We start from the raw sequence: 20298 nt of genomic DNA, 5'->3' as shown, positions 1-20298 counted from the left end.
TCAGGCCTGGGAGGAGAGAACCACGTTCTTCATCGGCTCGGCCGGCGCCTGCTCGAGCAGAGCCGAAAGGGCCGGCACCAGCCGGTACTCCAGGCCGAGCTTCTTGCAGGCCTCGGTGATCTCCCTCAGCACGACCGGATCGAGGTCGACGAGCGAGATGAGCACCATCTCGACGCCGTGCAGGCTCGCCGACATCGCGATGTCGGTCGCCCCGCCCACGACGCGGACACCATGGATCAGAGCTCCCCACTTGTGCGGCTCGTGATCGATGATGCCGACCGGCATGAACCGTGACTTCGGGTCCTCGAGCAGCGAGCGAAGGATCGTCTCGCCACCGTGACCGGCTCCCGCAACCAGTACCTTCACGAGCGGGCCCCTCTCCTCGTTCCGGGCCGCGCCGCTCTGGACCGAGCGAAGGATATAGCGTGCACCGGCGGCGAGGAAAAGCAGCAGCATGGCGTCGATCACGAAGACGGCGCGCGAATGGCGCTGGATCGAGAACGTGGTGGCCGCCACGAGCAGCGCCGAGCTGACGCTGACGGCCTTGACGAGCGCCGCAAGGTCGCGGCGGCCGAGCCAGCGGGCGCTGCGCTGGTACAGGCCGTAGTAGACGAAGACCGGAGGTTTGATCACCAGCACCCAGGCCAGCGCCTTGCCGGCGTAGGTCCACAGGGACGGGTCGAGGCTCCAGTCGAACTTGATCAAGTTGGCCATCACGTAGGCGAAGACCATCAGGACCATGTCGAGGCCGAGCGCCGCGAAGCGGTAGCGGTTGCGGGCGAAGAAGCCGCGCTTGAACTGGGACAGCGACACCGAGACGAAACCGCTCAGCAGGAAGCGCATGTCGCCCCGGAACGTCGCGTCGCGCACGTAGGTGAAGTCGCGCGCGAGCTTCTCGGGCAGGATCTGCTGGATGTAGTGCTCCTCGACGCTCTCGCAGCCTTCGGGGTACTTTTCGATCTCGTCGCGCCCGTCGATCTGGCTGGGACCGATGATGCCCGGCCTGGCCGAAAGCACCTCGCGGAACTCCGGCGGGTAGAAGTTCGTGAAATACGGGTCTTCGGGCCGCGGCCCGACGAACGACATGTCGCCGAGGAAGACGTTGAGCAGTTGCGGAAGCTCGTCGAGCTTGGTCCAGCGCAGCAGGTGGCCGACCGGCGTGATGCGCGGATCGCGCTTGACCGTCAGCCGTGCGCCGCTGCGATAGGCGCCGACGATCATCGTACGGAACTTGAAAATCCGGAACGTCGTGTCGTTCGGCCCGGCCCTTTCCTGGCGGAAGAACACGGGCCCGTGCGTGTCGAGCTTGATCAGGACGGCGATGGCGGCGAACAGCGGCCACAGCACCAGCAGCGCAGCCAGCGACACGACGAAGTCGAACAGCCGCTTGGCCCTGCGTTGTCTCGACGACATCACGCGCCGGCCCTCCGCGAGGCCGCAGTTGCAGGTGCCTGCGTCGATCGCCTGCGACTGCGCGACGGGAACGACGCGGGGCTGGCAGCGTGCGTCGCCATGGCCGTCACGCGGCGGTCGCCACCGCGACCGGCGCAATACGTTCGTCGAAGACGCGCGAGAGCGCCTCCAGGTTCTTCTTCCTGTCCCAGATGTCGGCGACGCGAGCCATCGCCGCGGCGCGCAGCCTTGCCGCCAGCGCCGGATCGTTCGCAATGCGGGCGAGCGCCTCGGCAAGCGCGGCAGGATCGCGCTGCGGAACCATCAGGCCGCAAGCACCGTCGTGGACCAGTTCGGCGATTCCTCCCATCTTCGTGGAAACCACCGGCAGCCCAACTGCCATTGCTTCGGCAATCACGTTCGGGATCACGTCCTGGCGGCCGAAGTTGGTCATCTCGATGCTGCCCATCGCGAACGCGTCACAGTCGCGATAAAGCGCGAGAAGGCGATCGTGATCCAAATATCCGTGAAAGACCACCCTATTCGTGATGCCGAGCGTCTTCGCCTGACGTTCGAGATAGCCGCGCTGGGGCCCGTCGCCGGCCAGGTGCAGCTCCGCGTTGACGCCCTGCGCCACGAGGCGGGCGACCGCGTCGACGATGAAGTGAAATCCTTTGTACTCCTTGAACCAGCCCACGCTGACAATCCGGAAAGCATCGCCCGGGCTTCGCGGCCCAGGCTGGAACCGCTGCAGGTTGGTGCCGTGGTAGTTGAGCACGATGCGACCGGCAGCCTCCGCGGAGCACATCGACGCGAGGTAGCGGCGATTGTAGTCGGCGCAGGTCACGAAGAAGTCCGCCGTCTCCAGTTTCTCGGGAAGCATCCACGGCATCATGTGGATGTCGTAGGCGTGAGCCGTGACACTGTACGGCAGGCCGCTCCACTGCTTGATCAGCATGCCGACGGTGGCCGGGTACGTGGCCCAGTGGCAGTGCACATGGGGGACCCCGTCGCGGCGCAGCACTTCGGCGAGATAGATCGCGTGCGGCACCATCATCCACGACTTGGCAAGGTAGAACCACTTGTTGCCGCGGTAGAGAAGGTCGAGCCAGTCTTCCAGTCCGAAGGTCTGCGGCCCCGGCGATGCCGAGTCGTGACGGATCGGCACGGGGCGTCGCCACGCGCGCAGCACGGTCGCGAAAAGGCGCGCGACCGCCGCCGGGTCTTCGCGCAGCGCGCGCAGGAACGGCGCCCAAAGCTGCATCGAGCCGTAGCCGGGACAGTAATGGGTCTGGTCGATGAGGCTGCGCGCTTCGGCCTGCTGCAGGTTGTGGTCCACCCTGGACAGCAGCGAATAGAGGCGGATGTCGTAGCCGCGCTCCCTCAGCCCGAGAACCTCGGCGAGCGTGAACGTCTGGTTGATGACTGGAAAGAGCGGAAAGAGATACCCGATGCGCCGCCCGCTCATCTCGGCGTCCCCACGGCCGTGCCGGCTTGCATCGCCCCCTCGCGCCCCTCTCGCCTTGGCTTCTGCCGCCGCTAGCCGATGACGGCCGCAAAGCGCTCGGGGATGTATTGCCGCGTCTTGTTCAGGACGACGCCGAGGATGTTGGCTCCGGATTCGCGCAGAATCTCGGTCGCTCGCGATGCGACGCCAACCGGAGTCGCGTCGGCTTCGATCACCAGGATCACGCCGTCGACCAGCGGCGCCAGTGCGCGCGCGTCCGGGTAGAGCGTGACCGGCGGAGCGTCGATGAACGTGACGTCGGCCAGACGCGCCAGTCCTTCGACGACCTCGGGAGCTTTCGGATTGTCGATGACGTCAACGGCGCTCAGGCGGCCGTTGCCGGCCGTGACGATCGCGACGCCGGGGACGTCCGTCGGCTGGATCACCTCGTCCAGCCTCTTGTCTTCGGCGATGACGTTCATGAAGCCGGCCTGGCCGCTGACGTTCATCAGGCGCCACAGCGCCGGGGTGCGCAGGTTGAGGTCGACGAGCAGCGCACGCGTGCGGCCGCCGCCGCCGATGGCGCGCGCGAGCAGGCAAGCCACGCTCGAAGTTCCCTCGCCGTGCAGGGAACTGACGACGAGAACGCTGCGCACCGACTCGCCGACCTGGCTCGTCATCAGTGCGCGGCGCAGCTCGTAGTAGTCGTCCGCGCCGTGCAGCGGAATCGTCGGGGGAACGTGCTCGACGTCGAACGTCTCCGCGGCCCTTTCCTGGGCGCGAAGGGCCTCGGCACGCTTGAGAGCTTCGTATGTCTTGCTCATGGCGCGTCAGGCCGGGCGGCCGCCTCCGTTGTTCCCGTTGTTTCGGGGACGGTTGCCGGAACGCCTGGCGTTGCCGACGCGATATCCGTTGCCCGCTTGTCCCTGCTGGTTGCCCTGCTGGTTGCCCTGCAGGTTGTTGCCCTGGAAGTTCAGGTTGCCGCCGGGTCCGCCGCCTGCGCCGCTGGCCGGAATTGCCGCGAGCACCGGCAGGTCGAGCTGGTGGCGCACGTCGAGATCGCTGTTCATCACCGGGTTGACGAGCTCGACGACCACCGCCGCGCTGACGCCGAGCAGCAGCGCGAGGAAGATCGTCAGGAACAGCGTGATCATCTTGTAGTCGGGATCGGATTCGAGAGGGCCGGCGGCGGCCTGGATGACGGCGACATTGGAGATACCCGCCAGGTCCATCGCCTCGGAGATCTTCGCCTCGTTCAGCTTGCCGAGCAGCGTCGAGTAGATGTCCTTGGCTTCTTCGCGGTCGCGACGCAGGCGCATGACCTCGTAGTGCTTGGCGTGAAGGACGCGAATCTTGCCCTCGTAGTCGGTGATGCGCTCGGCGAGCATCGCGCGGCGGGCTTCGAGGGCGCCGAGCTCGGCCTGGTTGGTCAGCAGGTCTTCCTGCAGTTTTCGACGGGCCGGCGTCTGCGACATCTTCTTGCGGCCGACGACCGTGCCTTCCTGCGACGCAACTTGCGATTTCAGCTGCGCGATCTCGTTCTCGACGTCCTCGACGAGCCGGTTCTGCGGCGTGTACAGCTGCAGCAGGCGCTGGCGCTCCATGTCCAGGCGCGACAGGTTCTGCCGCATGTAGTTGAGCAGCGGGTTCGGGACCATCTCGGTCTCGACGGCTTCCTGCTCGGGGATGTACTCGAGCTCGGCCTCGATGGCCGCCACCTTGGTCGTCAGCTCGGTGACCTGCGCTTCGGTGCGCATCTGGTCGGCTTCGAGCTGCGACCTCTGGCGCATCGTGTTGTCTTCCTCGGTGGCCACCGAGGTCAGGCCGTTGGTCGCGTCGAAGCGCTCCAGCTCCAGGTCGGCCTGGACGAACGTCTCCTTGGCCGTCTGCGTTTCCTTGTCGAAGAACGGAAGGGCGTTCTGCTCCTTGTGGGTCTCGATGTGGTACTTCGTGTACAGGTTCGTCAGCGTGTTGACGACGTGCACCGCGAACTCCGAATCGGAGCTGCGGTAGTCGACCTCGATGACGTTGGACTGGGGCCGGCGGCTGGCGAGCAGGCGTATCGTCAGGGACGGAACGGACGGAACCGGGAACCCGCCGCCGGCGCTGGTCTGCGACTGCGACTCCAGCTCATCGTGCAGGCGCCGGATCAGGTCGCCGCTGCGGATCAGCTGCAGCTCGGAGTTGACGACCATTTCGTTGGGCAGGTCGGGCGTGGCGTGCTCGCGCTCCAGGGGGGTGAGGTCGGCGTAGCCGCGGTCGCGCGTGACCAGCACCAGGGCCTTCGCGGTGTACGACGGCTGCCGGATCAGGAAGTTGAAGAAGTTGAACGGCAGCACGATCGTCGCGAACACGAGTGCGACGAGGCGCCACCGCTTGAAGATCGCCGTGACGGCCTGGCGGATGAGATAGAGGGAACGCTGATCCATCGAGAAGTTTTCCGCTCTCTCTCAGAAATCCGTCAGACGCGTGGTCGGCTCGCGAATCGGGATCAGGTCGATGATCCATTGACGAACCCAGATGTCGGCATTGGCGATCCACGTCGTCGGCACGTAGATGACGTCGTTCGGGCCAATGACGAGATCCTGGGTGGTGTCGCCGGTCTCGAGCACGTGGCGAAGATCGAGGCGCTTGGCGGAATAACCGCCCTGTGCGTTCCACGCGATGTGAAGCACGCTGTCCAGGCGCGCGTTGTAGGAGAATCCTCCCCTTTCCATGACGGCCCGCAGCGTGGTCATTCCCGGCTTGATGATCACGTAGCCGGGCTTTTTCACCTCGCCGCCGATGTAGGCGTGGAACGTCGTGAATTCCTTCACGCCGACGGTGATCGAGGGATCGCGGAAGGTGAGCGAGGCGCGCCGGGTGATCTCCGACGCCAACTCGTCCGCCGTCAGGCCTACCGCCTGGAACTGGCCGAGCGCCGGCACCGCGAGGCGGCCGTCGGGACCGATCGTCCCTTCGCCGGTGAGCGCGTCGTGAAACTGCGAGTGGATGTCGACGCGGTCACCGGGTTGCAGCCGGTAGATCGGCGACGTCGTGTTGTCCTGCACCGCACCCATCGCCGCAGCAATCGGCTTGATGTCCTGGGTCGGAGGCGCAATCGACGGATTCTGGAAGCAGCCGGTCCACAGAAGCGCGGCCGGAAGGGCGATCATGAGGTGTCGTGCTTTCATGAACCCTGTCCGCCCTTTCCCGATCGCACGGCCATCACAAGTCGCGACATTCGATCCGGCCTCGCAGGACGAAGCGCCCGGACCGTAGTCCCGGCGCAGCATTCCCTCCAGCCACGAAATTTTTGCAGTGACGCCACGGAGAATCTCAACACCAACCGCAAACGGACCGTCCTCCAAGCCCGACGCCGCCGGCGTATGTTCGTCCCCGCACGGAAAACCCCCGCCATCCCTCGAGCCGACCCGATCGACTCCCCGGCGATGCGGCCGACGCATCCTTCCCGAAGATGCAATTCGCCAATCTCGACCCGGGCTCTGAGGAATAGAGCATACTAAGTAAACTTACAAGAAATCCGCGGAGCAAACCGTGTGTTTACGATGCAACGCGCAGAGCCTGAATCCGGCCCGACGCGCCGCGCGGCCAGCTTTGCACGGCGAGCCGTCGAACCCCTGGCCGACCGTGACCATTCGGTCGGCATCGTCGCATCGGTTCCCGGCAGACTACCTGTCGGCAGAGGGCCCAACAAGACACAAGAAACGTTCATCAATCGTGAGGATTGTTCAGGGCGTGGCGGGCAGCAGCTGGCGTGCGGCGGCAAGTGCCGCCTCCCTGCCCGAAAAGCCGGTGGCGTAGACCATGTGGACGGGGTTGTCCTTGCCCTTGCTCAGCGTTTGCAGGGGCCGGCCGGGAAGCCTCGAGGCCGCCCAGGACGATGCCTTGGCAATTTCCGCCGGCTCGGCGCTCTCGGCAACCAGCACGCGATAGCCGCCGCCCTGGACCGGATCGATCATGTGCTCGGGCTTGAGGAACGGCACGAAGACCTCGGTCCCGACCGGAAGCTGGTGGGCATTGCGGATGCCTGGGTTGTGCCGGAAGATTTCGGCGAGCACCGACTGGTCGACGCTGCCGTAATACTGCATCGCGATCGCCCAGACCGTATCGCCGCGGGCCACGTGCACTCGCCGGCCGACGACCGGAATATCCCCGGATTTCGCCGGCTTGCCCGCAGATCCGGAGATCGAGGCAAGCGATTCCAGTCCTGCCGCCAGGCCGCTCGGAGGCGCGGCCATCGACGGCGGTGCGGAGGCCGCGAGCCTGGGCGAAGGCGGTGACTGGACCGCAGCTTCGGGATGACGCATCGCTTCGGCGGCCATGGCCTCGGCATCGGCTCGCGGCCGTTCGTCGTCGCGCTCGTACGGCTGGTAGGCGTCGACGTGCGAACCGCCGCGGCCTGCTTGTTTCTCGGCGACCGGCCGGCGCGGGCTCGGCGTCACGGCGGCAGTTTCATCCGACTCGGCATCGCCAGGCGCCGCCGGCGCTGAGCCGTAGAGCTTGGCCGCGGTCGACCTCGCCATTTCCTCGGCCCGCCGCTTGATCGAATCGGTGCTGAGATCGAGGTGGCCGGCCGCTCCGGAGGCCTGCCCGGCGGTCGCGGCGGCAGAGTTGGCCGGAGGTGTGGGAGCCGCAGCCTCGCGGATCGGCTCCCGGGAGCCTTCGGCCGGAGCGCCGACGGCCGGCGGCATACCGGCTGGCGCGGGATCGGTCGCCTGGTCGGCAGGAGGCCACGATGAAGGAGCCGGAACGGCCGGCGCCTGCATCGCCGCCGGCGCCGGTGCCGCTGATGGTGGCAGCGGCGGCGAAGGAGCCACGGCTGTCTGCACAGGCGTCTCGTGAGCAGCGGGCGCGGGAGCCGCCGGTGCAGGAGGCGTCGCCGGCGCGGTAACCTGAGGCCTGGCCGGCGCCGGTGCCGACGGCGGCGACGATGCATTCGGTGCGGGCGGCGCCTGCTGCGACGCGACGCGCACCGGCGCGCCTTCGTCTCCGGACATCGTCAGCCCGCGGCCGAGCAGGAACGCCGCGGCCACGACGGCCGTCGCCGCGACGCCGTACCGCACCGCCGGAAGCGCGATCATCGAGCGCGCCCGGCCGAGCCAGCTTTCGGTCGGATTGAGTCCGTCCAGGTCGCGGATCGCGGCATTCATGACGGTCGTCGTGATGCGATCGCTGCCTTCGGCGAACGCGATCATCATCGCGTTGTCGCAGATGACGTTGATGACGCGCGGAATTCCCTGGGAGGCCTGCCAGCAGCGGTGCAGCGCGGAGGCCGTGAACAGCTCGGCCTTCTGGCTGCCCGCGCTTCGCAGGCGCGTCTCGACGTAGGCGCGGATCTCGTCGCTGCGCATCGGCTTGAGCGTCGCGCGCACGCCGATTCTCTGGCGAAGCTGCCTCAAGTTCGGCCTTCGCAGCTTGTCCTCGAGCTCGGGCTGCCCGGACAGCACGATCTGCAGGATCTTTTCCTTCGACGTCTCCAGGTTCGACAGCAGGCGCAGCTCTTCGAGCACGTCGTCCTCGAGGGTCTGCGCCTCGTCGATGATGACGACGACGTTACGGCCTTCGGTGAGCTGGGCGAGCAGGAAATGGTTGAGCCGCTCGATCAGCTGCAGGCGCCCGGCCGGATCGGTGCGGATGCCGAGCTCCATGCACAGGTATTCGAGGAGCTCGTCGAAGCTGACGCCCGGATTGAAGACGAATACGATCCGAGTCTCGCCTTCGATCTCGTCGACGATGCGCCGAAGCAGCGTGGTCTTGCCGGTACCTGCCTCGCCGATCAGCGTGAGGAAGCCCTTGCGCGACTTGATGCCGTAAAGAACGGCGGCCAGCGCCTCGCGCGTCGACTCGTTGATGTAGTGGAACTTCGGATCCGGCGTCAGGTTGAACGGATTTTCCGAGAGGTGGTAGAAATGCGCGTACATCGCTGTGCCCTGCAGGCTCGTCGCGGGCCTGCTGCTCCTCACCCTTTATCTCACGAGGGGGCGTCCTACCCAACCTGTCCCTGCCCGTCCCTGTCCGGCTTTTTCGCAATCCCCGGCCTGCGAAGCCGCGCCTGCCGTCAGCTTCCGGACTGGGGCTCGCGGGGCCTGCGGAAGTCTTCCCGCTTCAGGCCGTGCTGCTTCATCTTGCGGTGCAGGGTCGCGGCGTCGACCATCGCGTGCTTGGACGTCGACGAGATGCCGCCGCGCGCCCGCCTCAGCACCGAGGCCAGGTAGTCCTTTTCCGCCCGCTTGAGGAATTCGCGAAGCGGCAGCTCGTAATCGCGCGCCCGGCCCGAGCCCGGCGTGCTGGTCGGCGTGCCGCTGCCGCCGGGAAGGTCCACGTCCTTGATCAGCGGGCCGGCGGCCTTGAGGATGGCACGCTCGAGCACGTTGCCGAGCTCGCGGACGTTGCCCGGCCAGTGGTACGACATCATCACCTGCAGGGCCTTGTTCGAGACCCGCATGCCGCCGCGCTCGCGCGCGTGCGGGTTGTTCTTGAGCATCTCCGTGACGAGCAGCGGGATGTCCTCGAGCCGGTCGCGAAGAGGCGGGATGACGATCGGCACGACGTTGACGCGGTAAAAGAAGTCCTCGCGCATCTCGCCGCGCGCGATCATCTGCTCGAGGTCGCGGTTGGTCGCTGCGATGACGCGGATGTTGACCTTGATCAGCCGGTTGCCGCCGAGCTTCTCGACCTCGCGCTGCTCGAGCACGCGCAGCAGCTTGAGCTGCATCGGCAGCGAGATGCTCTCGATCTCGTCGAGGAACAGCGTGCCGCCGCTGGCCAGCTCGATCTTGCCGACGCGGTCCTGCACGGCGCCGGTGAACGCGCCGCGCTCGTGGCCGAACAGCTCGGTCTCCAGCAGCGTGTCGGGAAAGGCCGCGCAGTTGATCGCGACGAAGCGGCCGCTCTTGCGCCGCCCCTGGAAATGCACCGCGCGCGCAGCGAGCTCTTTCCCGGTGCCGGACTCGCCGGTGATCAGCACCGTCGCGTCGTTCTGCGACAACGCCTCGATGGTGCGGAAGATCTCGTGCATCGCCGGGTTGCGGCTGACCATGTTCGCGAACGAGTAGCGCTCGGAAAGCTGGCTCCTCAGGTAGCTGATCTCGTCGAGGAGGCGGCGTTTCTCGAGGATTTTCTCGGTCGCAAGGATGATCTCCTCGCGCTCGAACGGCTTGGTGATGTAGTCGTTGGCGCCCTGGCGGATCGCCTCGACGGCGCCCTTGATGGATGCGTAACCGGTGATGATGATGACGCCGAAGTCGCTCCAGCGCTCGTGGATCTGCTTGGTCAGGCTCAGACCGTCGGTGCCGGGGATCTTCAGGTCGACGACGCCGAGTGCGTAGTCGAACTGCTCGAGCAGCGTCAGCGCCTCGTTGGCGCCTTCTGCGCTGTCCACCTCGTAGTGCCTCTCGCGGAACAGGTCCTCGAGTTGGCGGCAGATCAGCGGATCGTCGTCGACGACCAGGATGCGCTGTGTCATCGTCCGGCCTCCCCTGCTGCCAGCGGCAGCTTCAACGTCAGCGACGATGCTTCGCCGTCCTGGATGTCGAGGTCGCCACCGTGAAGGTGGGCAATGCGCGCGGTCAGTGCCATCGGCAGGTCGCGGCGCGCCGGATCGTCCAGGCCGGCATCGCGATGGATGCGCAGCGCAACGGGATTGCCGTCGAGCAACTCGACGACCAGCGGCTGGCCGCCGGCTCCATCGTGCATCGAGGCTTTGCACAGCAGCGACAGCGCCTCGGAGATTCGAGCGGGATCGACGTCGACCTCGCAGCGTCCCGCACCCGAGTCGCCGGAGATCTCGATGCGCCGGATGCCGACGTGCTGGCGCATGCTCGCGACGAGATCGTCCATGCGCACCCGCAGGCGGCGAAGCTCGATCGGACGGACGAACGCCAGCGCCGAGCGCGACATCGCCTCGATTTCCTCGAGAGTGCCTCGCAGGCGGCCGACGGTGGACGCGACGGTGTCATCCCCGGCGGGGATCACCTCGTGAAGGAGATCAAGGAGGTAGTAGGACCGGTGGAAGCAGTTGGCGAGGTCGTGGGAGACCTCGGAAAGGACGCGATCCTGGTCGTCTAGGTCTCTGGACACTCCGGCGCACCTCGCACGGGCAGCGGGTGGCGGGACTCTCCCCGACCGCCGCCCCGCCCGGCCTGCAACTCCGGATCCAGCTCCGGACCTTGCATGCCTGCGCCGCATACAGCCCGCGTTCGCGCAAATTTGCAAGTCCGCACGGCCCTCGCCGAGGGCCTTTCTTCTCAGATGCGGTCTTCGCTGTCCGTCAGGATCCGCTCTCTCAGCGCCATCGGGTCCAGCGCGAGGGCCTCGCAGACGTTATTGAACGAAAATGGGGAGTCCCAATCCTCGCAGCTCAGCCAGTGAGCCGCCTGGCGGCGCAGGATGGCCGGGTTCTCGCGGGGAGCCTTGAGCTTGCCTGCGTAGCAGGCCACCGCGTCTTCGAGCACCGCCAGCATCAGCGCGCGCTCGGGGGTCCGTTCCTGGGTTTCCTCGGCAAGCGAGCCTGCTGCCGTGAAGAACGAGCGCGGGCGCGTCCTGGAGAAGCGCTGCCTGCGGTCCGTCGACTGCTGGAAACCGTGTTCTGCCTGCTGTGCCGCCTTCCTCATCTTCCTCTTCCTCCGCGTTTGCTGGCAGGCATGGAGCAAGCCCGAAGCCAGGCAACGAAAAGAGAGAAAGTGTTTGAAAAGGCTGGATTTTTGCGATCGGGCCCGCGCCGACAGCGGACGGTCGTGTACGGCCGCGGTCAATTCCGTACGATTCGGCGGAAATTGGTGGCCGGAGTTTGCGACCAGCCCGGGAGCGGGCGTTGCGACAGGTCAGGCGCCGAGCAGTTGCCGGGCGATGACCTTGAGCTCCAGGATCGGCTTTACGCCTTCGAAGATCGGCAGCACCGTGGCATCGACGACGTAGCGGGAGATCGGATACTCCTCCGCATAACCCCACCCGCCGTGCAGGAGCTGGCCTTCCTGCGTGACCGCCACTGCGATGTCGCACGAGAGCAGCTTCGCCATCGCGGGCTCGAGCGAAATCGTCTCGTCGGCATCCATTGAACGGCCGGCCCGGTAGCTGATCTGGCGCGCGACCTGGGTCTGCGTGGCCATGCGGCCGAGCTTGTACTGGCTGAGCTGGAAATCGACGAGGTTGCTGCCGAACTGGCGGCGGTCCACAGCGTAGCCGGCTGCCGCTTCGAGCGCGGCCTGGGCAAGACCGGTCGCGCGACCTGCCGTCTGCAGGCGCCCGGCCGCGAAGCCGTTCATCTGAAGGTAGAAGCCCTTGCCCAGTCCCTTCTCCTCGCCGATCAGGTTCTCGGCCGGCACGAAGTAGTTCTCGAACGCGAGCGTGTACGAGTGCATGCCGCGGTAGCCGGGCGTCGCGTCGGCCTTGCCATGCAGCACTCCGCCCCCCGGCTGCTTCATCTCGAACTCGTGTCCCGTGAAAGGATCCTTCTCGACGATGAACAGCGACAGACCGCGCGCACCGGACTTGGGATCGGCATCGGTGCGGGCGAGCAGCGCGATCACGTTGGCGCGACCGGCGAACGTGCACCAGGCCTTGGGGCCGTTGATCACGTAGCCTTTCCTGCCGCCCACCTCCGCCGCTTCGGCGCGGCACGCGACCGACGCGACGTCGGAGCCGGTGTTGGGCTCGGTGACCGAGATCGCGACCATCAGCTCGCCGGCACTGACCGGCGCCAGCCACTTGCGCTTCTGTTCTTCGGTGCCGCCCTTGAGAAGGGCTTTCGTCAGGATCTCGGGCCTCGTGATCAGCGATCCGGCAGCCGCCAGCGATACGCGCGACAATTCCTCCGTCGTCACGATCATCGCGAGGTTGCCCATCCCGAGCCCGCCGTAGGCCTCCGGCGCCGACATGCCGAAGTAGCCCATCGCGGCCATCGCGCCGATCAGCGAGTCGGGCACGAGCTCGTCGTGACGGTGGATCCGCTCGGCCAGCGGAGCGACTTCCTTCTGGGCGAAGCTGCGCACCGAGTCGCGCACCATCACGACGTCGTCCTCGGGCATCCACGCGTTGTTGCTGCCGCGCTGGGAGGCTACCGCGCGGCCGATCGCGCGCACGCGGTCTTCGCAGGCCGCGAGGCGGATCAGGCGTGAGACCGCGGGCGAGCCTACCGTCTTGTCGATGACGCCGGCCGGCAGCGCATAGTCGTCGCCCGCCAGCGTGAGCTGGCCTGCCAGCTTCGCGGCGACCTCGCCGGCGTAAACGGCGGCCTCGTCCACGAAGAGCGAAGCATCGGTGCCGCTTGCGGCAGCGGCGTTTGCGTAGTCGAGCATCGAGCGCGCGGCGAGAACTTCGGTTGCCAGGTAGGCGACGCGCTCGCAGTGCACCTGCCACGAATCGATGTCTTTTCCGGAGGCCGTGCGCGCGGACGCCGAACGCACCGCCTCGCGCGAGACCTCGTCGATCGCGTCGACCAGAGTCGCCACATCCCCCGCCGTGACCTGCGCCGCCAGTCTCTGCGTCATCGAACCGTCTCCTGCCGTATGGATACCGCAGCGGAACGCTGAGGCGAACGGACGTGTACGGGCGCAACCGGACGGTGTCAACGCCGCGCGCCGCCGGCCGCAGAGGTCGCAGCGACAGCGTGTTCGCGAGCGCGCAGCCCTTCGCAGCCGCTCGCCGCTTTCGCGTCCGCGACGTGCGTGGTAGCCTCGCGTCCCACTCGTCGCGTCGCAGGCCGCGCCGTCGCGCGCCGCCCGCGAATGTAGCGGCCCCAGTCACTCCCAGGAGACCACGGATGACCCCTTTCGTCCCCGCTTCCTCGCGTTTTGCCGCGCGCCTCGTCGCTGCCGCGGCCGTCCTCATCGTTGCCGCCGCTCCTTTGTCGGGATGCTCGAAAGGCGCCGGAACCGGAGCGGCACCCAAAGCCGCCCCGCCTGCCGTCGCCGGCCCGATGGTCGTCATCAAGACGAACAAGGGCACGGTCGAGGTCGAGCTCAATCCGGACAAGGCGCCGGCCACCGTCAAGAACTTCCTCGACTACGTCGATGCCGGCTTCTACGACGGCACGATCTTCCACCGGGTCATCAAGGACTTCATGGTCCAGGGGGGCGGCTTCACGCCCGACGGCCAGCAGAAGCCGACGCGTCCGCCCGTCAAGAACGAGGCGAACAACGGACTCAAGAACACGCGCGGCACCATTGCGATGGCGCGCACGGCGGTGGTCGACTCGGCAACTTCCCAGTTCTTCATCAACCACGCCGACAACGCGTTCCTCGACTACAAGAACGACACGCCGCAGCTCTACGGCTACTGCGTGTTCGGCAAGGTTACGTCGGGGATGGACGTCGTCGATGCCATTGCCAATGCGCCCAAGGGCAACAAGCAGCCCGGCGTCTTCTCGGACCGGCCCCAGGACGACGTGATCATCGAGTCGATCAAGAGGAAGGGCTGAGGCCCGGCGGCACCAGGCCATGCAGATCGCTTCCCTGCTTGGGCGGGGGACACCGGTTTTTTCTTTCGAGTTCTTCCCGCCGAGGACCGAGGCCGGCGACCGAGCCCTTCTCGATACGCTGGCCGAGCTGAGGCCGCTCGCGCCGGACTTCGTGTCGGTGACGTACGGCGCCGGCGGCAGCACCCGCGACCGTACGGTCGAGCTCGTCGGCTACATCCAGCGAGATCTGCACCTGGTCGCAATGGCGCACCTTACCTGCGTCGGCGCGTCACGCGGCGAGCTGAGCGCCGTGCTCGACCGCCTCGAAGACTCCGGCATCGAGAACATCATTGCGCTCCGCGGCGATCCGCCCCAGGGAGAAGCGACGTTCGAGCCGCACCCGGACGGGCTGTCGTACGCAAGCGAGCTCGTGGCGCACATCCGCGACGAGAACCGGCCCTTTTGTGTCGCCGGTGCCTGCTATCCGGAAAAGCACCTCGAGGCCGTCTCGTTCGACAGCGACCTCGAGCACCTGAAGGCAAAGGTCGACGCGGGCGTCGACTTCCTGATCACGCAGCTCTTCTTCGACAACCGGGCGTATTTCGACTTCGTCGCCCGCGCCCGTGCTGCAGGGATCGGCGTGCCGGTCCTTGCCGGCATCATGCCGATCACCAACCTGTCGCAGATCGAGAGGTTCACGCAGCGCTGCGGTGCGACGATCCCGCGCGACCTGCACGCCATTCTCGGGCCGTGGCGCGACGATCCGGACAAGATCGAAGAGCTGAGCATCCGCCACACCACCGCGCAGTGCCGCGACCTTCTCGAGCGCGGCGCGCCGGGCGTGCATTTCTACACGCTGAACCGCTCGCGGGCGACGCGCGACATCCTGACGGCGCTGCGGCGCTGAATCGCGCGTTTGCGCGCTTGCGCAGCCAGGGATCCACGCTCTTACGGACGGTTGACTGCGATTGCCGCGCAGACCAGATTCGAGCCTTCGCGTAGTGTCACGACGTCCTCCCGGGGACGGGAACGAGACGAGCAAGTCGAGCAAGTCGAGCAGGACGAGCAGATTGAGCGGGACGAGTACCCAGACCGAGACGAGCACGCGGATCCATCCGAACGAGGCGCTGTTCTCCGGCGAGAAGCGTTTCCCGATCGTCAATGTCTGCGAGCACTTCGCCGGCAATGAGAAGCTCATCACCAAGGCCCTCGAACACCAGCAGGCTCTCGGCGGCATCTTCGACGTCTCGATGGACTGCGAGGACGGAGCGCGCCAGGGACAGGAGCGCCAGCACGCGGAGATGGTCGTCGACCTGACCCGCTCCGCGGCGAACAAGTTCGGCCGCACCGGCGTGCGCATCCACGATCACGACAACCGCTGGTGGCGCCAGGACGTCGACATCGTCGTCGCCGGCGCGGGCAACGAGGTCGCCTACCTCACGCTGCCCAAGCCTACCCGCGTCGAACAGGCGGCCGAGCAGATCGAATACATCCAGTCGGTGGCGAAGAAGGCCGGCGTCCGCCGCGAGATTCCGATCCACGTCCTGATCGAAACCCACGGTGCCCTGCGCGACGTCTACGAGATCGCGGCGCTGCCGTGGGTCGAAGTGCTCGACTTCGGGCTGATGGATTTCATCTCGGGTTTCCACGGCGCGATCCCCGCTTCGTGCATGCGCTCGCCGGGCCAGTTCGACCACGGCGCAGTGTCCTACGCGAAGGCACGCATGGTGCATGCCGCGATGTGCAGCGGCGTCGTGCCGTCCCATAACGTGACGCTCGACCTCAAGAGCGCATACACCACCTTCGAGGACGCGCGGCGCGCGCGCGAGGAGTTCGGCTTCCTGCGCATGTGGTCGATCTATCCGACCCAGATCCAGGCCATCGTCGACGCGATGAAGCCCGATACCAGCGAGGTCGAGGCCGCGGTGGAGATCCTTACGGCAGCCCAGGATTCGAACTGGGGTCCGATCCAGCACGACGGGCACCTGCACGACCGCGCCACCTATCGTTACTATTGGGAAGTGGTCCAGAAGGCGCGCCTGACCGGCACCGAGCTTGGCGGCGACGCCGAGAGCCGCTGGTTCGCCTGACGCCTGCGGTTGCCCCCTGCCCTGCGATACCGATGAAGCGACCTGCGGCGCAGCCTTGATCCGCCCGAGCGAAACCCCGATCTTCGCGTTTTCCTGATGCGCCTGGCCGATCCACTCCGCGAGCGCTGGCAGCGCGACCCGCTTTCCATCGTCGTTCCCGCCGTCGTCTTCGCGTTCGCGCTGTTCGTCTACACTCGCGCGCTCGGCTGGGGTCTGCCGGCCGGCGACGAGACGTGGGCAGCCGACGCGCTCAAGCCGAGCGCCCCGATCTCGGTGGCGTGGCACGAGCTGGCCTCGCGCCCGAACAACGGCTGGTTCTGGTTCAAGTATCCTCCGCTGCACGCGTTCCTGCTGTGCGCGCTCTACCTTCCGTACCTGGCATGGCTCACGGCCGTCGGCGGCATCATGCACTTCCAGTCGGAGTATCCGTTCGGCATGCGCGATCCGATCTCGTCGCTGTCCACCCTCGCGCTGATCGGGCGCGCGGCCAGCGCCGTGATGGGCGCCGGATGCGCGGTGCTCATTTACGCGAGCGTCGTGCGCAGTTTCGGGCGCGCGGCAGCGGCCTGCGCGGCGTTCGCGGCGACGATGGCCTACCCGATGGTGTTCTACTCCCAGACCACCAACGTCGAAGTGCCGTACATCTTCTGGATGCTGCTCGCCCTCGTGGCAGCGGTGCGGATCGTCGAGGGAGACGCGCAAAGGCGCTGGTGGATGCTGCTCGGCATCGCCGGTGCATGCTCCGTCTCGACCAAGGAGCTGGTGGCCGGCTTCCTGGCCGGACTTCCGGTTGCGATCATCGCCGTCAGCATCGCCGGACGCCGTCCCGTGATGACGTGGCTGCGAGGAGGCGTGGTCGCGGCCGCCGCCTTCGCCGCGACGATGGTCATCGCCAACGCGGTGTTCTGGAACCCGCTCGGATTCTGGCGCCGCATCGGGTTCCTGACCCAGACGCTGCCGCGGGACATCGCGCTGCAGTACGCACCCTACTATTTCCCGATCGAGCTCGGCGGCAACCGCGGCGCCGCGGTAGAGCTTGCCCAGCTTTCCACCGCATGGACGCGGCTGGTCGCCAGCGTCGGGTGGCCGGTCGTCGCGCTCGCCATCGCCGGGCTCGTGCTTGCGATCCGGCGTCGTCCGGCGTGGACGTCGCTGCTGCTGGCGGCCGCGGCGGCGTACTACGTCGTCAGCGTGCGCGCGATGCTGTCGATGAGCATCCGCTACCTGATGCCGCTGGCGCTGATCCTGGCAACAATGGCGGGCATCGCGCTGGCCGAGCTGTTGCGGCCGGGCAGGCTTCGCCCTTTGCGCGCGGCCGTGGCTGCCGGCCTGGCGATGTGGATTTTCGCGTACGGCTGGGACGTCGACCGCATGCTGGCAGGCGACGGCCGCTACGCGGCCGAGCACTGGCTCGCCGAAGCCGCGAGCGCGCACCCGGACGTGGAAATTTACCAGAATCGGGCATACCTTCCGCGTTTCCCCGAGGGACTGGCCGTGCACGAGATCGACTACGACCAGCGAGGCATCGACCAGTTCACCGCGCGCCGCCCCGACCTCGTCGTCGTCTCCTCGAGCGGGCTTTCCGGCATCACCGTGCGCTACAAGCAGGACTGGCAGGACGACGGCGGCACCGGCGAAGGCTACTCACCGGCACAGACGAGCGCCGGCGGCCAGGTGATGAACTACTCGCGCGATGCGAACTCCGATTTCCTGCGCCGGCTGACCGCCGGCGAGCTCGGATACGAAGAGGCGGCGCGCTTCGTCGTCGACCCCTGGATCCCGCGGCCTCTGATCCAGAGCCTGAACCCCGAGATCGCGATCTATCGCCGCCGCGTCGCCTCCGTCGCTCCGGACGCGAACGCGGCCGCTTCCAGCGCCGCGCAAGCTGCGTCCGCTGCGCCCACCGGCAACTGAGAGAGACCAGCGCTTCGATGGCACCCAGAGTCCCCGCCTTTCTGCGCTGCCTCGGCGCGCTGCTGCTGCTGACGGCGACCACCTGGGTCGTCGAGATCGCAGCCTTCGTCGTGCTCTGGCGAACGCAGACGCTGGCGCCGTACGCGTTCTTCCCGAACCAGGCTTACGATTTCCTCGCGAAGATCCGCTGGTTCGGCGACGGGTTCCTGAAATGGGCTCCTGCCCTTCCCGATCGCTTCGCCGGTCTCGGCGCCGGCGATAAATTGTCCATGCTCTCGGCGCTGCTGCCGTCCACGCTCGTGGTCGCGCTGATTGCAGGAACGCTGGGCGGGCTGCTGTGCGCTGCGCTGCCTCGTCGCCGCGGCTCGCTGCGCCGCGACGTCGTCGTGTGGGCGCTGGTCGCGCTCGCGGTCCATCTCGCAGCGACGATTCCCGCGATGAACCTCGACGAAGGCATCCGCGTCGGCAAGATGGCCTTCCGCGCGCGCAGCCTCGTGATCGACGGCATGGTGCTGGCAACGGTCGTCTCGGTGGTGGCCGGGGCGATCGCGTGGGCGATCGCTCCGATGGTCGCACGCTCGAGAGCCCTTTCCGGCGCAGGCCTGGCAGCAATGGCGCTGGCAGCGGGGGCCGCAGTCACGGCGCATCCAGCACTGCCGCCGCCGCAACCGGCAGCGGCGGTGCACGCAGCTGCCGGCGCGGTCCACCGCAACGTGATATTGATTTCGCTCGACAGCCTGAGGGCCGACCACGTCGGCGCGTTCGGCTACAAGCGCGACACCACGCCGAGCTTCGATCGCTTCACGAAGGAAAGCGTCCTTTTCACCAATGCCATCGCATCGTCGTCGTGGACGCTGCCGACCCACATGACGATGTTCACCGGCCGCTCCCAGCTCGCCCACGGTGTCGTCGTCGACACGCTCGTGCTGCCGCGCGCGGTGCCCACCCTCGGCGAAATCTTCCACGACGCCGGCTACGCCACTGCGGGCTTCGTTTCGGGGCCCTACGTCAACGGACACTACGGTTACGACCGGGGCATGGACACCTATGTCGACCTGAGTGCGTCGATCAAGGGCGCCGACGCCCGCAGCGCGGTGCTGTCTCCGGCCGTCAACGAGAAAGGCATTGCGTGGATCGACCAGACGAGCAGTGACCGGCCGTTCTTCCTGTTCCTGCACTACTTCGACATCCACTACGACTACGTGCCGCCGCCGCCTTACGACAAGATGTTCGATCCCGACTACACCGGCACCGTCGACGGACGCCGCTTCATCGAGAGGCCCGACATCAACCCGCAGATGCCGAAACGGGACCTCGACCACGTCATTGCGCTCTACGACGGCGAGATCCGCTTCACCGACGAGCACGTCGGCCTGGTGCTCGACCACCTGAAGCAGAAAGGCCTGCTCGACAACACTCTCGTCATGATCGTCGCCGACCACGGCGACGAGTTCTTCGAGCACGGCAACAAGGGCCACCACCGCACGGTTTACGACGAAGTGCTGCACGTGCCGTTCGCGATCCGTCTTCCCGGCGGCGAGCATGCCGGCGAGAAGATCGAGACGCAGGCGAGCACGCTCGACGTCTTCCCCACCCTGCTCGACGCCGCCGGCCTCGCTCCGCCGCCGGAAGCCGAAGGCGAGAGCCTGATCGGATGGATCCGCGGCGAGAAACCCCGACGCGACGCCGTGTACTCCGACTTCTACGACAAGCGCGGCTTCAACCTGCAGGTTTCGCGTCGCACCCTGCAGACGAAGACGATCCAGCACTTCAACCGGATCACGCATCCGAGCAAGGGACCGTTCGAATATTACGACCTTGCCAGGGACGCCGGCGAACAGCACGACGAAGCGCGGCAAAGCCGCGCGCAGATCGCGACGGCTGCCGAGCTGATGACCGGATGGCTGAATGAGAGGTGGAGGGCCCACCGCGCAGCGGAGACCCTGTCGGGCGGCAGCTCGTCGATCGAGCTCGATGCCGAGACCAAGCAGCGCCTCAAGTCGCTGGGCTACGTCGGCAACTGAACAGCCGCTGCGGCTATGGCGGTTGCCGTGATG

Annotated in this window: 15 protein-coding genes; 5 read left to right on the top strand and 10 right to left on the bottom strand. The window is 67.0% G+C overall.

Annotated features, from left to right (window positions below):
* The 10 genes from VGK20_05965 to VGK20_05920 all read right to left on the bottom strand — a co-directional run bounded on the left by VGK20_05965 (window position 1) and on the right by VGK20_05920 (window position 13329).
* Window positions 1–1413 carry a sugar transferase gene (locus tag VGK20_05965; GenBank protein HEY2773582.1) on the bottom strand — a complete coding sequence of 471 codons (1413 nt, stop codon included), beginning with the start codon at window positions 1411–1413 and terminating at the stop codon, window positions 1–3.
* Between the two features lie 106 nt (window positions 1414–1519).
* Complete coding sequence (locus tag VGK20_05960) at window positions 1520–2860, bottom strand: glycosyltransferase (protein HEY2773581.1); 1341 nt, start codon at window positions 2858–2860, stop codon at window positions 1520–1522.
* 71 nt (window positions 2861–2931) lie between these two features.
* Entirely contained in the window at window positions 2932–3663 is a 732-nt protein-coding gene (locus tag VGK20_05955; protein HEY2773580.1) for a CpsD/CapB family tyrosine-protein kinase, read from the bottom strand.
* Window positions 3664–3669: 6 nt separating this feature from the next.
* Window positions 3670–5268 carry a GNVR domain-containing protein gene (locus tag VGK20_05950; protein HEY2773579.1) on the bottom strand — a complete coding sequence of 533 codons (1599 nt, stop codon included), beginning with the start codon at window positions 5266–5268 and terminating at the stop codon, window positions 3670–3672.
* Window positions 5269–5289: 21 nt separating this feature from the next.
* Window positions 5290–6012: a polysaccharide biosynthesis/export family protein gene (locus VGK20_05945; GenBank protein HEY2773578.1), complete on the bottom strand. Its 723-nt coding sequence runs from the start codon at window positions 6010–6012 to the stop codon at window positions 5290–5292.
* Between the two features lie 558 nt (window positions 6013–6570).
* Window positions 6571–8805 (bottom strand): AAA family ATPase, encoded by a 2235-nt coding sequence (locus tag VGK20_05940; GenBank protein HEY2773577.1) that lies wholly within the window; start codon window positions 8803–8805, stop codon window positions 6571–6573.
* A gap of 95 nt (window positions 8806–8900) precedes the next feature.
* The gene (locus VGK20_05935; protein HEY2773576.1) at window positions 8901–10307 is read right to left on the bottom strand and encodes a sigma-54 dependent transcriptional regulator; all 1407 of its coding nucleotides are present in this window, start codon (window positions 10305–10307) and stop codon (window positions 8901–8903) included.
* On the bottom strand, window positions 10304–10921 hold the full coding sequence (locus VGK20_05930; protein ID HEY2773575.1) for a hypothetical protein: 618 nt from the start codon (window positions 10919–10921) through the stop codon (window positions 10304–10306). The genes VGK20_05935 and VGK20_05930 overlap by 4 nt, the downstream gene beginning before the upstream one ends.
* A gap of 167 nt (window positions 10922–11088) precedes the next feature.
* Window positions 11089–11454: a hypothetical protein gene (locus VGK20_05925; GenBank protein HEY2773574.1), complete on the bottom strand. Its 366-nt coding sequence runs from the start codon at window positions 11452–11454 to the stop codon at window positions 11089–11091.
* A 210-nt stretch (window positions 11455–11664) separates the two neighbouring features.
* Window positions 11665–13329: an acyl-CoA dehydrogenase family protein gene (locus VGK20_05920; protein ID HEY2773573.1), complete on the bottom strand. Its 1665-nt coding sequence runs from the start codon at window positions 13327–13329 to the stop codon at window positions 11665–11667.
* 272 nt (window positions 13330–13601) lie between these two features.
* Between VGK20_05920 and VGK20_05915 the strand changes: the two genes are divergently transcribed.
* The 5 genes from VGK20_05915 (at window position 13602) to VGK20_05895 (ending at window position 20265) form a co-directional block, all read left to right on the top strand.
* A complete protein-coding gene (locus tag VGK20_05915) occupies window positions 13602–14258 on the top strand; it encodes a peptidylprolyl isomerase (protein ID HEY2773572.1) in 657 nt (218 codons plus the stop codon).
* Window positions 14259–14277: 19 nt separating this feature from the next.
* Window positions 14278–15144 carry a methylenetetrahydrofolate reductase [NAD(P)H] gene (gene metF / locus VGK20_05910; protein HEY2773571.1) on the top strand — a complete coding sequence of 289 codons (867 nt, stop codon included), beginning with the start codon at window positions 14278–14280 and terminating at the stop codon, window positions 15142–15144.
* A 202-nt stretch (window positions 15145–15346) separates the two neighbouring features.
* Complete coding sequence (locus tag VGK20_05905; GenBank protein HEY2773570.1) at window positions 15347–16327, top strand: aldolase/citrate lyase family protein; 981 nt, start codon at window positions 15347–15349, stop codon at window positions 16325–16327.
* A gap of 96 nt (window positions 16328–16423) precedes the next feature.
* The gene (locus tag VGK20_05900) at window positions 16424–18241 is read left to right on the top strand and encodes a glycosyltransferase family 39 protein (GenBank protein HEY2773569.1); all 1818 of its coding nucleotides are present in this window, start codon (window positions 16424–16426) and stop codon (window positions 18239–18241) included.
* Between the two features lie 17 nt (window positions 18242–18258).
* Window positions 18259–20265 carry a sulfatase gene (locus tag VGK20_05895; protein ID HEY2773568.1) on the top strand — a complete coding sequence of 669 codons (2007 nt, stop codon included), beginning with the start codon at window positions 18259–18261 and terminating at the stop codon, window positions 20263–20265.
* Window positions 20266–20298 lie beyond the last annotated feature (33 nt).

Source organism: Candidatus Binatia bacterium (genome assembly GCA_036493895.1).
GTDB lineage: Bacteria > Desulfobacterota > Binatia > UBA1149 > CAITLU01 > DATNBU01.
This window is presented reverse-complemented; position numbering and strand designations above follow the sequence as displayed.

Bases quoted from the DNA above. Each gene is read 5' to 3' on its own strand.
- VGK20_05920 (HEY2773573.1), bottom strand. From the start codon at position 13,329: ATGACGCAGAGACTGGCGGCGCAGGTCACGGCGGGGGATGTGGCGACT.
- VGK20_05895 (HEY2773568.1), top strand. From the start codon at position 18,259: ATGGCACCCAGAGTCCCCGCCTTTCTGCGCTGCCTCGGCGCGCTGCTG.
- VGK20_05925 (HEY2773574.1), bottom strand. From the start codon at position 11,454: ATGAGGAAGGCGGCACAGCAGGCAGAACACGGTTTCCAGCAGTCGACG.
- VGK20_05955 (HEY2773580.1), bottom strand. From the start codon at position 3,663: ATGAGCAAGACATACGAAGCTCTCAAGCGTGCCGAGGCCCTTCGCGCC.
- VGK20_05950 (HEY2773579.1), bottom strand. From the start codon at position 5,268: ATGGATCAGCGTTCCCTCTATCTCATCCGCCAGGCCGTCACGGCGATC.
- VGK20_05965 (HEY2773582.1), bottom strand. From the start codon at position 1,413: ATGTCGTCGAGACAACGCAGGGCCAAGCGGCTGTTCGACTTCGTCGTG.
- VGK20_05960 (HEY2773581.1), bottom strand. From the start codon at position 2,860: ATGAGCGGGCGGCGCATCGGGTATCTCTTTCCGCTCTTTCCAGTCATC.
- VGK20_05900 (HEY2773569.1), top strand. From the start codon at position 16,424: ATGCGCCTGGCCGATCCACTCCGCGAGCGCTGGCAGCGCGACCCGCTT.
- VGK20_05935 (HEY2773576.1), bottom strand. From the start codon at position 10,307: ATGACACAGCGCATCCTGGTCGTCGACGACGATCCGCTGATCTGCCGC.
- VGK20_05915 (HEY2773572.1), top strand. From the start codon at position 13,602: ATGACCCCTTTCGTCCCCGCTTCCTCGCGTTTTGCCGCGCGCCTCGTC.
- metF (HEY2773571.1), top strand. From the start codon at position 14,278: ATGCAGATCGCTTCCCTGCTTGGGCGGGGGACACCGGTTTTTTCTTTC.
- VGK20_05945 (HEY2773578.1), bottom strand. From the start codon at position 6,012: ATGAAAGCACGACACCTCATGATCGCCCTTCCGGCCGCGCTTCTGTGG.